The organism is Pseudomonas sp. MPFS, from assembly GCF_022537035.1.
In the GTDB taxonomy this organism is placed as follows: Bacteria; Pseudomonadota; Gammaproteobacteria; order Pseudomonadales; family Pseudomonadaceae; genus Aquipseudomonas; species Aquipseudomonas sessilinigenes.
The window spans coordinates 932,808-945,311 of the sequence record NZ_CP066123.1; the positions used below are offsets into that span (position 1 = coordinate 932,808).

A 12,504-nucleotide genomic window follows, 5' to 3' on the forward strand; every position below is an offset into this window, starting at 1 on the left:
GCCATGCTTTGGCAGCTGACCCAGATGTTGTGGGTCGGCGGCTTATGGTTATTGCATCTCGGGTTGCTGCCTGCCTTGGGGCAAATCGGTCTGGCACCGTTGCTGATCGATGAGATCTCGACGCTACTAAGTGCATTGCTGGTGGCTTTCGCCGCCGTTTGTGTCGCTCTCCAGGTTCTGGTCTTGATCCAGTCCGAGGGGTTGCAGAGCGTGTGGCGGGATATTCGGGGGCAACTGCTGTTGATGGCGATGTATGCGTGTGCAATGTATTTCACTGTGCACAAGTTATTGCCGGAAGCTCAGCGCTGGCAGTTGTTCAGCTACTTGGTCCTGGGATTCTCCGGCCTGTTGCTGGTCTTGCAGCCAGTGCCAGGGTGGGGTGGAAGGGTGCGCCAGGCACACCCTTGACCTGGATCGACGTCAATTGAAACGATGGACGTTCGAGAGTTGCTTGTTTACCTTGGCGTTCTTGCGGTAGATCAACGCCATCTTGCCGATGACTTGTACCAGATCCGCCTTGCCGGTCTTGCACAGTTCGGCGATGGCTTCCAGGCGCGACTCGCGCTCAAGGATATTGAGCTTGATCTTGATCAGCTCGTGATCGCTCAAGGCGCGTTCAAGTTCGGCTAGTACACCTTCGGTCAAACCATTGTCAGCCACAGTCAATACTGGTTTCAGATGGTGGCCAATGGATTTGTACTGTTTCTTCTGCTCTTGAGTGAGCGGCATAATCTGACCCCTGCGTCTGATCTTGTAAAAAGCGGCGGCCAGTTTACCCGAGCGAGTCCGGGACCGCCCAGTTAATCACGACGCGTTTTATTTTTGAGGTGGCCCGTGGCCCGTTCCAAGACAAGCCATAACTGGCTAAAAGAACATTTCAACGACCCATTCGTCAAAATGGCGCAAAAAGATGGGTACCGTTCCCGTGCCAGCTACAAGCTACTGGAAATCCAGGAAAAAGATCGCCTCATCCGCCCGGGCATGAGCGTTATCGATCTGGGAGCTGCCCCGGGTGGCTGGTCGCAGGTGACCAGTCGTCTGATTGGCGGCCAGGGGCGCTTGATCGCTTCCGATATCCTGGAGATGGACAGCATTCCCGATGTGACCTTCATTCAGGGGGATTTCACCGAGGATGCCGTGTTCGCGCGAATTCTCGAAGCGGTGGGAAATTCCGAGGTCGACCTTGTGATTTCCGATATGGCCCCCAATATGAGTGGGTTACCAGCCGTAGATATGCCTCGAGCGATGTTTCTCTGCGAGCTGGCGCTGGATCTCGCGAGCCGGGTGCTTCGTCCAGGCGGCGATTTCCTGATCAAGATCTTCCAGGGGGAGGGTTTTGATGAGTTCCACAAGAATGTCCGGCAGAGCTTCGAGAAAGTGCAGATGCGCAAACCGACCTCTTCCCGTGATCGTTCTCGGGAGCAGTACCTGCTAGGGCGCGGCTTTCGTGGGCGTGCGGAGTAAGTAGGAGTTTTGAGCGGGGTGATAGGATTTTCATATTTCGCCCCCGCGGTATTAAGCGCATATTGTGTAGTCTAGGTTTCACATAGGGTTACAGACAGCGCCTGCCAGAGCTGTAGGTAATGTAGTAAGTTAGGCCGGTGAATATCATGCGAAGCGCGCGCCAGTAGCGGAGCTTGCTTCAGAGGGTAGTTAATTGAACGACATGGCAAAGAATCTAATCCTTTGGTTGATCATCGCGGCTGTCCTGGTGACGGTGATGAACAACTTCTCCAGCCCTAACGAGCCGCAGACCCTCAACTATTCAGACTTTATTCAACAAGTTAAGGATGGCAAGGTCGAGCGCGTTGCCGTTGACGGTTATGTGATTACCGGCAAGCGCAACGACGGCGACAGCTTCAAGACCATCCGCCCGGCGATCCAGGACAACGGATTGATTGGCGACCTGGTTGATAACCATGTAGTGGTCGAGGGCAAGCAGCCTGAGCAGCAGAGCATCTGGACCCAGTTGCTGGTGGCCAGCTTCCCGATCCTGGTGATCATTGCGGTCTTCATGTTCTTCATGCGCCAGATGCAAGGTGGCGCAGGCGGCAAGGGCGGCCCGATGAGCTTTGGCAAAAGCAAGGCGCGCCTGCTGTCCGAGGATCAGGTAAAAACTACCCTGGCTGATGTCGCAGGTTGTGACGAAGCCAAGGAGGAAGTTGGCGAGCTGGTCGAGTTCCTGCGTGATCCAGGCAAGTTCCAGCGCCTGGGCGGTCGGATTCCTCGTGGCGTACTGATGGTCGGCCCTCCAGGTACTGGTAAGACCCTGCTGGCCAAGGCTATCGCTGGCGAAGCGAAAGTGCCGTTCTTCACCATTTCCGGTTCCGACTTCGTCGAGATGTTCGTCGGTGTGGGTGCCAGCCGTGTTCGCGATATGTTCGAGCAGGCCAAGAAACATGCTCCTTGCATCATCTTCATCGACGAGATCGATGCCGTCGGTCGTCACCGTGGTGCCGGCATGGGCGGTGGTCATGATGAACGCGAGCAGACCCTCAACCAGTTGCTGGTTGAGATGGACGGCTTTGAAATGAACGATGGCATCATCGTGATCGCTGCTACCAACCGCCCTGATGTGCTGGACCCTGCGTTGCTGCGCCCTGGTCGTTTCGACCGCCAGGTGGTGGTAGGCCTGCCGGACATTCGCGGTCGTGAGCAGATTCTCAAGGTGCATATGCGCAAAGTTCCGATGGGTGACGATGTCGCTCCAGCGGTTATCGCGCGTGGCACGCCAGGTTTCTCCGGTGCCGACCTGGCCAACCTGGTGAACGAGGCTTCGCTGTTCGCAGCTCGTGGTGGCAAGCGAATTGTCGAGATGAAGGAATTCGAGCTGGCCAAGGACAAGATCATGATGGGCGCAGAGCGCAAATCCATGGTCATGTCCGAGAAGGAAAAACAGAACACGGCTTACCACGAGGCGGGTCACGCTATTGTGGGTCGAGTGGTGCCGGAGCATGATCCTGTCTACAAGGTGTCGATCATTCCTCGCGGGAGGGCCCTTGGCGTCACCATGTTCTTGCCGGAAGAGGATCGCTACAGCTTGTCCAAGCGTGCCCTGATCAGTCAGATCTGCTCGCTCTACGGTGGTCGTATCGCTGAAGAGATGACCTTGGGTTTCGATGGCGTGACCACTGGGGCATCCAACGACATCATGCGGGCCAGTCAAATTGCCCGGAACATGGTGACCAAGTGGGGGCTTTCCGAGAAGTTGGGTCCGCTGATGTATGCGGAAGAAGAGGGCGAGGTGTTCCTGGGGCGCAGTGCCGGTTCCCAGCATGCGAGCCTGTCTGCCGAGACCGCAAAGCTCATCGACTCCGAAGTGCGTAGCATCATCGATCAGTGCTATGGCACCGCGAAGCAGATCCTGACTGACAACCGCGACAAGCTGGATGCCATGGCGGACGCCTTGATGAAGTACGAAACCATCGATGCCGATCAGATCGATGACATCATGGCGGGGCGCACCCCGCGTGAGCCTCGTGATTGGGAGGGCGGTTCGGGTACTACTCCTCCAGTGGTACAAAACGAACGTCCGGAAACTCCTATTGGTGGCCCTGCGGCTGACCACTAAGGTTCTAAATGACTTCTGTTTCTTCCTCCACCCGGTTGCCTTGCGGCAACCGGGTTCTTGATTTGGCCCGTGCGCATGTCATGGGTATCTTGAATGTCACCCCTGATTCCTTTTCCGATGGCGGTCGTTTCAACCAGCTAGATGTCGCCTTGCGTCATGCCGAAGCCATGGTTGTGGCAGGGGCTACGCTGATCGATATAGGTGGCGAGTCGACCCGGCCCGGGGCGCGAGTGGTGTCGCCTCTGGAGGAGTTGGAGCGAGTGGCTCCTGTGGTCGAGCGCATTCATCGCGAGTTGGATGTCATCATCTCCGTTGACACCTCGACGCCAGCCGTCATGCGTGAAACCGCCCGCCTTGGTGCAGGGTTGATCAATGATGTTCGGTCTCTACGTCGTGATGGTGCCCTGGATGCGGCGGCTGCCACGGGGCTGCCGGTGTGCCTTATGCACATGCTCGGTGAGCCGGGAAACATGCAGGATGACCCTCGTTATCAGGATGTTACCCACGAAGTAGGTGTCTTCCTGGCTGAGCGCATGGCGGCATGTGCATCGGTAGGAATTGGTGCCGAGCGGATCGTCCTTGATCCTGGCTTTGGTTTTGCCAAGACCTTGCAGCACAACCTGAGCCTGTTCAAGCATATGCAAGCCTTGCACTCGCTGGGGTGTCCGTTGCTGGTTGGCGTATCCCGCAAGAGCATGATTGGCCAGGCATTGAATCGCCCTGTAGCTGAGCGCCTGAACGGCAGCTTGGCGCTAGCCGCGCTGGCGGTAGTCAAGGGGGCAAAAATTATCCGCGTGCACGATGTTGCCGAGACCGTGGATGTAGTGCGAATGATTGCGGCAGTGGAATCGGCCGAATAAGAATGATGGAGTACTTATGACTAAGAAATATTTTGGCACCGACGGTATTCGTGGCCGCGTGGGTGAATACCCTATTACTCCTGATTTCATGCTCAAGCTTGGTTGGGCTGCGGGCATGGCTTTCCGTAGCATGGGTGCCTGTCGCGTCCTGGTGGGCAAGGATACGCGTATCTCCGGCTACATGTTCGAGTCGGCTCTGGAGGCCGGTTTGTCCGCTGCTGGTGCGGATGTGATGTTGCTGGGGCCTATGCCGACTCCGGCAATCGCCTACCTGACACGTACCTTCCATGCCGAGGCCGGTATCGTTATCAGTGCTTCGCACAATCCCCATGATGACAATGGCATCAAGTTCTTTTCGGGTGAGGGCACCAAGTTGCCCGACGAAGTCGAGTTGATGATCGAAGAGCTACTGGATGCTCCGATGACCGTGGTGGAGTCCAGCAAACTCGGCAAGGTATCGCGAATCAATGACGCCTCGGGGCGCTACATCGAGTTCTGCAAGAGCAGTGTGCCCTCCAGTACCAGTTTTTCAGGTCTGAAGGTCGTTCTCGATTGCGCGCACGGTGCGACTTACAAAGTGGCTCCAAGTGTATTTCGTGAGTTGGGGGCCCAGGTTACCGTCCTGTCGGCACAACCCAATGGCTTGAATATCAACGAGAACTGCGGTTCTACCCATATGGCGCAGTTGCAGGCTGCGGTCCTGGCTGAGCATGCCGACCTGGGTATTGCCTTTGACGGCGATGGCGATCGGGTGCTGATGGTTGATCAGACCGGTGCGATTGTTGATGGTGATGAGCTGTTGTTCATCATTTCCCGAGACCTGCATGAGCGCGGCAAGCTCCAAGGTGGCGTGGTCGGCACGCTCATGAGCAATCTGGGGCTGGAGTTGGCCTTGGCTGAACTGGGTATTCCTTTTGTTCGGGCCAATGTCGGTGACCGTTATGTGATCGCCGAGCTGCTAGAGCGGAACTGGTTGGTGGGTGGAGAAAATTCGGGGCATATCGTGTGCTTCCGTCATGCCACCACTGGCGATGCAATCATTGCCGCTTTGCAGGTGCTGATGGCGCTCAAGGCGCGTGGCGAAAGCCTGGCTCAATGCCGGCAAGGGTTGCGCAAGTGCCCCCAGGTGCTGGTCAATGTGCGTTTTGGTGGCGGTGAGAGTCCGGTCGAGCACCCTGTGGTGAAAGAGGCTTGTGAGCGTGTTACTGCTGCCATGGCTGGGCGAGGGCGAGTTCTCTTGCGCAAGTCCGGTACAGAACCTCTGGTGCGTGTCATGGTCGAGGGTGACGATGAAACCCAGGTCCGCGCCTATGCCGATGAACTGGCAAAACTGGTTGCTGAAGTTTCTGCCTGATTTCAGCTTGCCAGTGGTGTTTTGGTTGGGTAACATCTGCGCCCACTTTGACCGACGAGGTAAAGCATGCGTCGCCCTATGGTAGCTGGTAACTGGAAGATGCACGGTACCCGCGCCAGCGTCGCTGAGCTGATCAACGGCCTTCGTCATCTGGCCTTGCCAAGCGGTGTTGACGTCGCGGTGTTCCCGCCTTGCTTGTATATCAATCAGGTGATTGATGGCTTGAAAGGCAAGTCGATTTTTGTCGGCGCACAGAACTCCGCGGTGGAACCCATGCAGGGTGCGTTGACGGGCGAGATCGCTCCGAGTCAGTTGGTCGATGCAGGTTGTTCCCTGGTGCTGGTTGGGCACTCTGAGCGCCGCCAGATGATGGGTGAGCGTGATGTGGTCCTCAATCGCAAGTTCGCAGCGGCACAGGCCTGCGGTTTGAAGCCGATCCTGTGTGTTGGGGAAACCCTGGAGCAGCGCGAAGCCGGTAAGACTCTTGAGGTTGTCGGGCGTCAGCTTGGTAGCATCATCGAAGAGTTGGGTGTTGGTGCTTTCGCCAATGCTGTTATTGCTTACGAGCCGGTCTGGGCCATTGGCACCGGGCTGACTGCGACACCGCAGCAAGCTCAGGATGTGCATGCAGCCATCCGGGCGCAGCTGGCGGCAGAAAATTCTGAAGTGGCACGAGGTGTGCGGCTTCTATACGGCGGCAGCGTGAAGGCGGCCAATGCGGTCGAATTGTTCGGCATGCCGGATATCGATGGGGGGCTCATTGGTGGAGCTTCCCTGAATGCAGATGAATTCGGTGCGATTTGTCGCGCCGCGGGAAACTGAGAAAATGCTGGAAACAGTCGTAGTCGTTTTTCATCTGCTGGGTGCCCTGGGCGTAGTTGCTCTGGTTTTGCTGCAGCAGGGTAAAGGTGCGGAAGCTGGCGCGTCTTTCGGTGCAGGTGCTTCAAATACTGTGTTCGGAAGCCAAGGTTCCTCTACCTTTCTTAGTAAGTTTACTGCTATACTTGCCGCCGGTTTCTTCATAACCAGCTTGGGGTTAGGTTACTTTGCTAAAGAGAAAGCTCATCAGCTGACTCAAGTAGGTTTGCCAAATCCAGCAGTACTTGAAGTACCAAAGCAAAAACCGGCTTCTGATGATGTACCGGTGCTCCAAGAGCAAAAGTCGGCTAACAGTGCGACTGACGTACCTCCAGCTCCAGAGCAGAAGTAAGAAGAGTTTCACGCAGTAACGTAGTCTATGCCGAGGTGGTGGAATTGGTAGACACGCAACCTTGAGGTGGTTGTGCCCATAGGGTGTAGGGGTTCGAGTCCCCTTCTCGGTACCAATTATCAGGAGAGCCCGCTGTTGCGGGCTTTCTTGTAGGTGGAAGGTTACATTGACCCTATTTGGGATCAGTCGTATACTTCCGCCCCAGCTTTGTCGCGGGGTGGAGCAGTCTGGTAGCTCGTCGGGCTCATAACCCGAAGGTCGTCGGTTCAAATCCGGCCCCCGCAACCAGTTTTAGCGGAGCCCCTTTTCAGGGGCTTTTTGTTAGCTGGACACTTTATAGCGCCGATGTTCAACGGCGTTTCCGGGATGGGCGCTTCGCCCATTTTTTATTTGCACAAGCATGCACGAGGGGGTTCAGGTGTCGAGCAAGCTAGAACAGTTGCAGGCCTTGTTGGCCCCGGTGGTCGTGGCCCTTGGCTATGAATGCTGGGGTATCGAGTTTTCGGCCCAGGGCCGCCATTCATTGTTGCGCGTTTACATCGATAAGGAAGGCGGCGTGCTGGTGGACGATTGCGCCATCGTCAGCCGTCAGCTCAGCGGTGTCCTGGATGTTGAAGATCCAATTTCCGTTGAGTACACCCTAGAAGTTTCCTCTCCTGGCATGGAACGCCCGCTGTTCACCCTTGAACAGTTTGCCAAGTATGTCGGTGAGCAAGTGAAGATCAAGCTGCGCTCGCCCTTCGAAGGTCGGCGTAATTTTCAGGGCTTTCTCCGCGGGGTGGAGGAACAGGATGTCGTGGTGCAGGTGGATGACCATGAATTCTTGTTGCCGATCGATTTGATCGACAAGGCCAACATTATTCCCAGTTTTGACTGAGACGCGGATCCCGCGGATCCAATGGCTTGCGAAAGGCGAGGCGTACGATGAGCAAAGAAGTACTGCTGGTTGTTGAGTCGGTATCCAATGAAAAAGGTGTACCGGCAAGCGTAATTTTTGAAGCGCTGGAGCTGGCCCTGGCCACTGCTACCAAAAAGCGTTTTGAAGACGAAGTGGACCTGCGTGTGGAAATCAATCGCCACAACGGTTCCTATGAGACTTTCCGTCGCTGGACGGTAGTCGATGAAGCCGATCTGGATGATCCAGCGGTGGAAACCTGGCTGAGCAAGGCCCGCGAAACTCATCCCGATGCCAAAGTCGGTGATGTGATCGAAGAAAAAATCGAATCCATCGAGTTCGGCCGTATCGCTGCCCAGACTGCCAAGCAAGTCATTGTGCAGAAGGTTCGCGAAGCCGAGCGCGCGCAAGTGGTCGATGCCTACCGCGAGCGCCTGGGCGAGATCATTTCCGGCACCGTGAAAAAGGTGACGCGTGACAACGTGATCGTCGACCTGGGTAACAACGCCGAAGCGTTGCTGGCCCGTGAAGACATCATCTCCCGTGAGACTTTCCGCGTTGGTGTGCGTTTGCGCGCTCTGCTCAAGGAAATCCGCACCGAGAACCGTGGCCCGCAGTTGATCCTGTCGCGTACCGCTCCGGAAATGCTGATCGAGCTGTTCCGTATCGAAGTGCCGGAAATTGCCGAAGGCCTGATCGAAGTCATGGCCGCCTCCCGTGATCCGGGCTCGCGGGCCAAGATCGCCGTCCGCTCCAAGGACAAGCGCATCGACCCGCAAGGCGCGTGCATCGGTATGCGCGGTTCGCGCGTCCAGGCTGTGTCCGGCGAGCTGGGTGGCGAACGTGTGGATATCGTCCTGTGGGACGAGAATCCGGCGCAGTTCGTGATCAATGCCATGTCGCCGGCTGAAGTCGCGGCCATCATCGTCGACGAAGATGCCCATGCCATGGACATCGCCGTTGGTGCAGACAACCTGGCCCAGGCCATTGGCCGTGGCGGTCAGAACGTACGCCTGGCCAGCCAGCTGACTGGCTGGACCCTGAACGTGATGACCGAGTCGGACATCCAGGCCAAGCAGCAAGCGGAAACCGGCGACATCCTGCGCAATTTCATCGAAGAGCTGGAAGTCGATGAAGAGCTGGCACAGGTTCTGGTTGACGAAGGCTTTACCAGCCTGGAAGAAATTGCCTACGTACCGTTGGAAGAAATGCTCAACATCGATGGTTTTGACGAAGACATCGTCAACGAGCTTCGTGCTCGGGCCAAGGATCGCCTGTTGACCAAGGCCATCGCTACTGAGGAAAAGCTGGCAGACGCCCATCCGGCCGAAGACCTGCTCTCGCTTGAGGGTATGGACAAGGATTTGGCGATGGAACTGGCGGTGCGCGGCGTGATTACCCGCGAAGACCTGGCCGAGCAGTCTATTGACGACCTGCTCGACATCGACGGCATCGACGACGAGCGTGCCGGCAAGTTGATCATGGCCGCCCGAGCCCATTGGTTCGAGTAATAGGCGCGGCCTGAGGAGAGAAGTGCATGACGCAAGTCACGGTGAAACAACTGGCCGATGAGGTCAAAACACCGGTAGAGCGCCTGCTGCAGCAGATGCGTGAGGCAGGTCTGCCGCACACCGCCGCCGAGGAACATGTGAGCGACAGTGAGAAGCAATCGTTGCTGACTCACCTGAAGAGCAGTCACAAGGCGAAGGTGGAAGAACCACGCAAGATCACTTTGCAGCGCAAGACCACCAGTACCCTGCGTGTCGCTGGCAGCAAGAGCATCAGCGTTGAAGTGCGTAAGAAGAAAGTCTTCGTACAGCGCAGCCCCGAAGAAATCGAGGCCGAGCGCCAGCGTGAGCTGGAAGAACGTCGCGCAGTAGAGAATGCTGCCCGTCAAAAGGCCGAAGAAGAAGCCAAGCGCCGCGCCGAAGAAGAGGCACGTCGCCAGCCGGCTCCGGTTGTCGAGCCTGTTGTCGAGGCGGTAGCCGCTCCTGCGCCTGTCGCGGCCGAGCGTGTGCAGGAGGCGCCAGCAGCGGCCCCGGCACCAGCAGTGGAAGCCCGTAAGAAAGACGAGCCTCGCCGTCCGGACAAAACCCGTAACGACGACAGCCGTCGTGGCAGCGATGGTGAGCGCAAGAACGCTCCGCACCGTGCTTCGGTCAAGGAAAAGGCTCCGGCGCCTCGCGTCGCGCCCCGCACGACCGATGAAGAAAGCGACGGTTTCCGTCGTGGCGGTCGCAGCAAGGGCAAGCTGAAGAAGCGTAATGCCCACGGTTTCCAGAACCCGACAGGGCCGGTTATCCGTGACGTACAGATTGGCGAGACCATCACTGTGGGCGAGTTGGCCCAGCAGATGTCGGTCAAGGCCGCTGAAGTCATCAAGTTCATGTTCAAGCTGGGCACTCCAGCCACCATCAACCAGGTACTGGATCAGGAAACTGCCCAGCTGGTAGCCGAAGAACTGGGCCACAAAGTGACCCTGGTCAGCGACACCGCCCTGGAAGATTCCCTGGCCGAGTCCCTGAAGTTTGAAGGTGAGGCTGTTGCCCGTGCTCCGGTCGTGACCGTAATGGGCCACGTTGACCATGGTAAGACCTCGCTGCTGGACTACATCCGTCGCGCCAAAGTGGCCGCGGGCGAAGCCGGTGGCATTACCCAGCACATCGGCGCCTACCACGTAGAAACCGAGCGCGGCATGGTCACCTTCCTCGACACCCCGGGTCACGCCGCGTTTACCGCAATGCGTGCCCGTGGTGCCAAGGCCACCGACATCGTGATCCTGGTGGTCGCGGCGGACGACGGCGTGATGCCTCAGACCGTCGAAGCCGTTCAGCACGCCCAGGCTGCTGGCGTACCGCTGGTGGTCGCGGTGAACAAGATCGACAAGCCGGGTGCCGACCTGGATCGCATTCGCAGCGAACTGGCGGCCCATGGCGTGACGCCGGAAGATTGGGGTGGCGATACTCCGTTCGTTCCAGTCTCCGCGAAAATGGGTACCGGCGTTGACGACCTGCTCGAAGCCGTCCTGCTGCAAGCCGAAGTACTGGAACTCACCGCAACCCCTTCGGCCCCTGGTCGTGGTGTGGTGGTCGAGTCCCGTCTCGACAAGGGCCGCGGCCCGGTGGCTACCGTGCTGGTCCAGGACGGTACCCTGCGTCAAGGCGACATGGTGCTGGTCGGCTCGAACTATGGCCGCGTGCGCGCCATGCTCGACGAGAACGGCAAGCCGATCAAGGAAGCGGGCCCGGCCATTCCGGTCGAGATCCTCGGCCTGGACGGTACTCCGGATGCTGGCGACGAGATGAGCGTGGTGGCTGACGAGAAGAAGGCCCGTGAGGTTGCCCTGTTCCGTCAAGGCAAGTTCCGCGAAGTCAAGCTGGCTCGTGCCCACGCTGGCAAGCTGGAAAACATCTTCGAAAGCATGGGCCAGGAAGAGAAGAAGACGCTCAACATCGTCCTCAAATCCGACGTCCGTGGTTCGTTGGAAGCCCTGCAAGGCGCCTTGAACGGCCTGGGTAACGACGAAGTGCAAGTGCGTGTAGTTGGCGGCGGCGTCGGTGGTATCACCGAGAGCGATGCCAACCTGGCACTGGCCTCCAATGCAGTCGTGTTCGGCTTCAACGTGCGTGCCGATGCCGGTGCGCGCAAGATCGTCGAGCAGGAAGGTCTGGATATGCGTTACTACAACGTAATCTACGACATCATTGAAGACGTCAAGAAAGCCCTGACCGGTATGCTGGGCAGTGATGTCCGGGAGAACATCCTGGGTATCGCCGAGGTTCGTGACGTGTTCCGCTCGCCGAAGTTCGGTGCGATCGCCGGTTGCATGGTCATCGAAGGTGTCGTGCACCGTAACCGTCCGATCCGCGTACTGCGCGAAGACATCGTTATCTTCGAAGGCGAGCTGGAATCCCTGCGCCGCTTCAAGGATGACGCTTCCGAAGTGCGTGCCGGCATGGAGTGCGGTATCGGCGTCAAGAGCTACAACGACGTCAAGGTTGGCGACAAGATCGAAGTCTTCGAGAAGGTCCAGGTTGCTCGCAGCCTCTAACTCGCGCACTTCAAGAGCCCCGATGGATCGCTGCATGCAAATGCACGGCGTCGCTGGCGGGCTCTAAACGCAACGCCCGGTCTGGTTTTTTCCAGGCCGGGCGTTTGCCGCTTTCAGACCACACGGGTTTCACCGTGAGGCAGTAACAGGTAGCAAGACATGGCAAAAGAATACAGCCGTACCCAACGTATCGGTGACCAGATGCAGCGCGAGCTGGCGCAACTGATCCGCCGTGAAGTCAAGGATCCACGTGTTGGCCTGGTGACGATCACCGCCGTGGAAGTCAGTCGTGACGTCGGTCACGCAAAGATCTTCATCACCGTGATGGGCCAGGAGGGTGCCGAAGAGATCGCCCAGAGCATCAAGGTGCTGAACTCGGCGGCAGGTTTCCTGCGCATGCAACTGGCGCGTGAAATGAAGCTGCGCAGCGTGCCGCAATTGCACTTCCATTATGACGAGAGCGTGGCCCGTGGTGCCCACCTGTCGGCCTTGATCGAGCGTGCCGTGGCCGAAGACAGCCAGCATGGCGACGCCTCCGCCCCTGAAGACACCAAGGAGTAAGC

General features: G+C 57.9%; 12 protein-coding genes and 2 tRNA genes. 13 read left to right on the plus strand and 1 reads right to left on the minus strand.

The genetic code is table 11. The features are described from left to right. Window positions 1-3 precede the first annotated feature (3 nt). The gene (locus I9018_RS04135; protein WP_068577787.1) at window positions 4-408 is read left to right on the plus strand and encodes an MFS transporter; all 405 of its coding nucleotides are present in this window, start codon (window positions 4-6) and stop codon (window positions 406-408) included. Between the two features lie 12 nt (window positions 409-420). On the opposite strand, the gene I9018_RS04140 is transcribed toward I9018_RS04135, so the two are convergent. After that, on the minus strand, window positions 421-729 hold the full coding sequence (locus tag I9018_RS04140) for a YhbY family RNA-binding protein (protein ID WP_068577789.1): 309 nt from the start codon (window positions 727-729) through the stop codon (window positions 421-423). Window positions 730-834: 105 nt separating this feature from the next. Between I9018_RS04140 and rlmE the strand changes: the two genes are divergently transcribed. The 12 genes from rlmE to rbfA all read left to right on the plus strand — a co-directional run bounded on the left by rlmE (window position 835) and on the right by rbfA (window position 12,502). Continuing rightward, window positions 835-1,464, plus strand: coding sequence for a 23S rRNA (uridine(2552)-2'-O)-methyltransferase RlmE (gene rlmE, locus I9018_RS04145; RefSeq protein WP_241108796.1), 630 nt, complete (start codon window positions 835-837; stop codon window positions 1,462-1,464). A 202-nt stretch (window positions 1,465-1,666) separates the two neighbouring features. Next, on the plus strand, window positions 1,667-3,571 hold the full coding sequence (ftsH, locus tag I9018_RS04150; protein ID WP_068577793.1) for an ATP-dependent zinc metalloprotease FtsH: 1,905 nt from the start codon (window positions 1,667-1,669) through the stop codon (window positions 3,569-3,571). Between the two features lie 8 nt (window positions 3,572-3,579). Then, window positions 3,580-4,431, plus strand: coding sequence for a dihydropteroate synthase (gene folP / locus I9018_RS04155; RefSeq protein ID WP_241108797.1), 852 nt, complete (start codon window positions 3,580-3,582; stop codon window positions 4,429-4,431). Between the two features lie 16 nt (window positions 4,432-4,447). Next, on the plus strand, window positions 4,448-5,785 hold the full coding sequence (gene glmM / locus I9018_RS04160; protein WP_241110107.1) for a phosphoglucosamine mutase: 1,338 nt from the start codon (window positions 4,448-4,450) through the stop codon (window positions 5,783-5,785). A gap of 66 nt (window positions 5,786-5,851) precedes the next feature. Beyond that, window positions 5,852-6,607: a triose-phosphate isomerase gene (tpiA, locus tag I9018_RS04165; RefSeq protein ID WP_124345717.1), complete on the plus strand. Its 756-nt coding sequence runs from the start codon at window positions 5,852-5,854 to the stop codon at window positions 6,605-6,607. Between the two features lie 4 nt (window positions 6,608-6,611). Beyond that, window positions 6,612-6,995, plus strand: a complete 384-nt coding sequence (gene secG, locus I9018_RS04170) for a preprotein translocase subunit SecG (RefSeq protein ID WP_083235775.1) — start codon at window positions 6,612-6,614, stop codon at window positions 6,993-6,995. A 29-nt stretch (window positions 6,996-7,024) separates the two neighbouring features. Further along, window positions 7,025-7,110 (plus strand) — tRNA-Leu (locus tag I9018_RS04175). 96 nt (window positions 7,111-7,206) lie between these two features. Next, window positions 7,207-7,283, plus strand: a tRNA-Met gene (locus I9018_RS04180). A gap of 130 nt (window positions 7,284-7,413) precedes the next feature. Further along, entirely contained in the window at window positions 7,414-7,872 is a 459-nt protein-coding gene (rimP, locus tag I9018_RS04185) for a ribosome maturation factor RimP (RefSeq protein ID WP_068581161.1), read from the plus strand. A 47-nt stretch (window positions 7,873-7,919) separates the two neighbouring features. Further along, window positions 7,920-9,401, plus strand: coding sequence for a transcription termination factor NusA (gene nusA / locus I9018_RS04190; protein WP_068581166.1), 1,482 nt, complete (start codon window positions 7,920-7,922; stop codon window positions 9,399-9,401). A 26-nt stretch (window positions 9,402-9,427) separates the two neighbouring features. After that, window positions 9,428-11,941 carry a translation initiation factor IF-2 gene (gene infB / locus I9018_RS04195; RefSeq protein ID WP_068581169.1) on the plus strand — a complete coding sequence of 838 codons (2,514 nt, stop codon included), beginning with the start codon at window positions 9,428-9,430 and terminating at the stop codon, window positions 11,939-11,941. Between the two features lie 159 nt (window positions 11,942-12,100). Further along, entirely contained in the window at window positions 12,101-12,502 is a 402-nt protein-coding gene (rbfA, locus tag I9018_RS04200) for a 30S ribosome-binding factor RbfA (RefSeq protein WP_068581172.1), read from the plus strand. Window positions 12,503-12,504 lie beyond the last annotated feature (2 nt).

What these genes read in the sequence shown, in the direction of transcription:
- I9018_RS04135 (WP_068577787.1), top strand. Translation starts at nt 4, where the DNA reads ATGCTTTGGCAGCTGACCCAGATGTTGTGGGTCGGCGGCTTATGGTTA.
- I9018_RS04140 (WP_068577789.1), bottom strand. Translation starts at nt 729, where the DNA reads ATGCCGCTCACTCAAGAGCAGAAGAAACAGTACAAATCCATTGGCCAC.
- ftsH (WP_068577793.1), top strand. Translation starts at nt 1,667, where the DNA reads ATGGCAAAGAATCTAATCCTTTGGTTGATCATCGCGGCTGTCCTGGTG.
- folP (WP_241108797.1), top strand. Translation starts at nt 3,580, where the DNA reads ATGACTTCTGTTTCTTCCTCCACCCGGTTGCCTTGCGGCAACCGGGTT.
- glmM (WP_241110107.1), top strand. Translation starts at nt 4,448, where the DNA reads ATGACTAAGAAATATTTTGGCACCGACGGTATTCGTGGCCGCGTGGGT.
- tpiA (WP_124345717.1), top strand. Translation starts at nt 5,852, where the DNA reads ATGCGTCGCCCTATGGTAGCTGGTAACTGGAAGATGCACGGTACCCGC.
- secG (WP_083235775.1), top strand. Translation starts at nt 6,612, where the DNA reads ATGCTGGAAACAGTCGTAGTCGTTTTTCATCTGCTGGGTGCCCTGGGC.
- nusA (WP_068581166.1), top strand. Translation starts at nt 7,920, where the DNA reads ATGAGCAAAGAAGTACTGCTGGTTGTTGAGTCGGTATCCAATGAAAAA.
- infB (WP_068581169.1), top strand. Translation starts at nt 9,428, where the DNA reads ATGACGCAAGTCACGGTGAAACAACTGGCCGATGAGGTCAAAACACCG.
- rbfA (WP_068581172.1), top strand. Translation starts at nt 12,101, where the DNA reads ATGGCAAAAGAATACAGCCGTACCCAACGTATCGGTGACCAGATGCAG.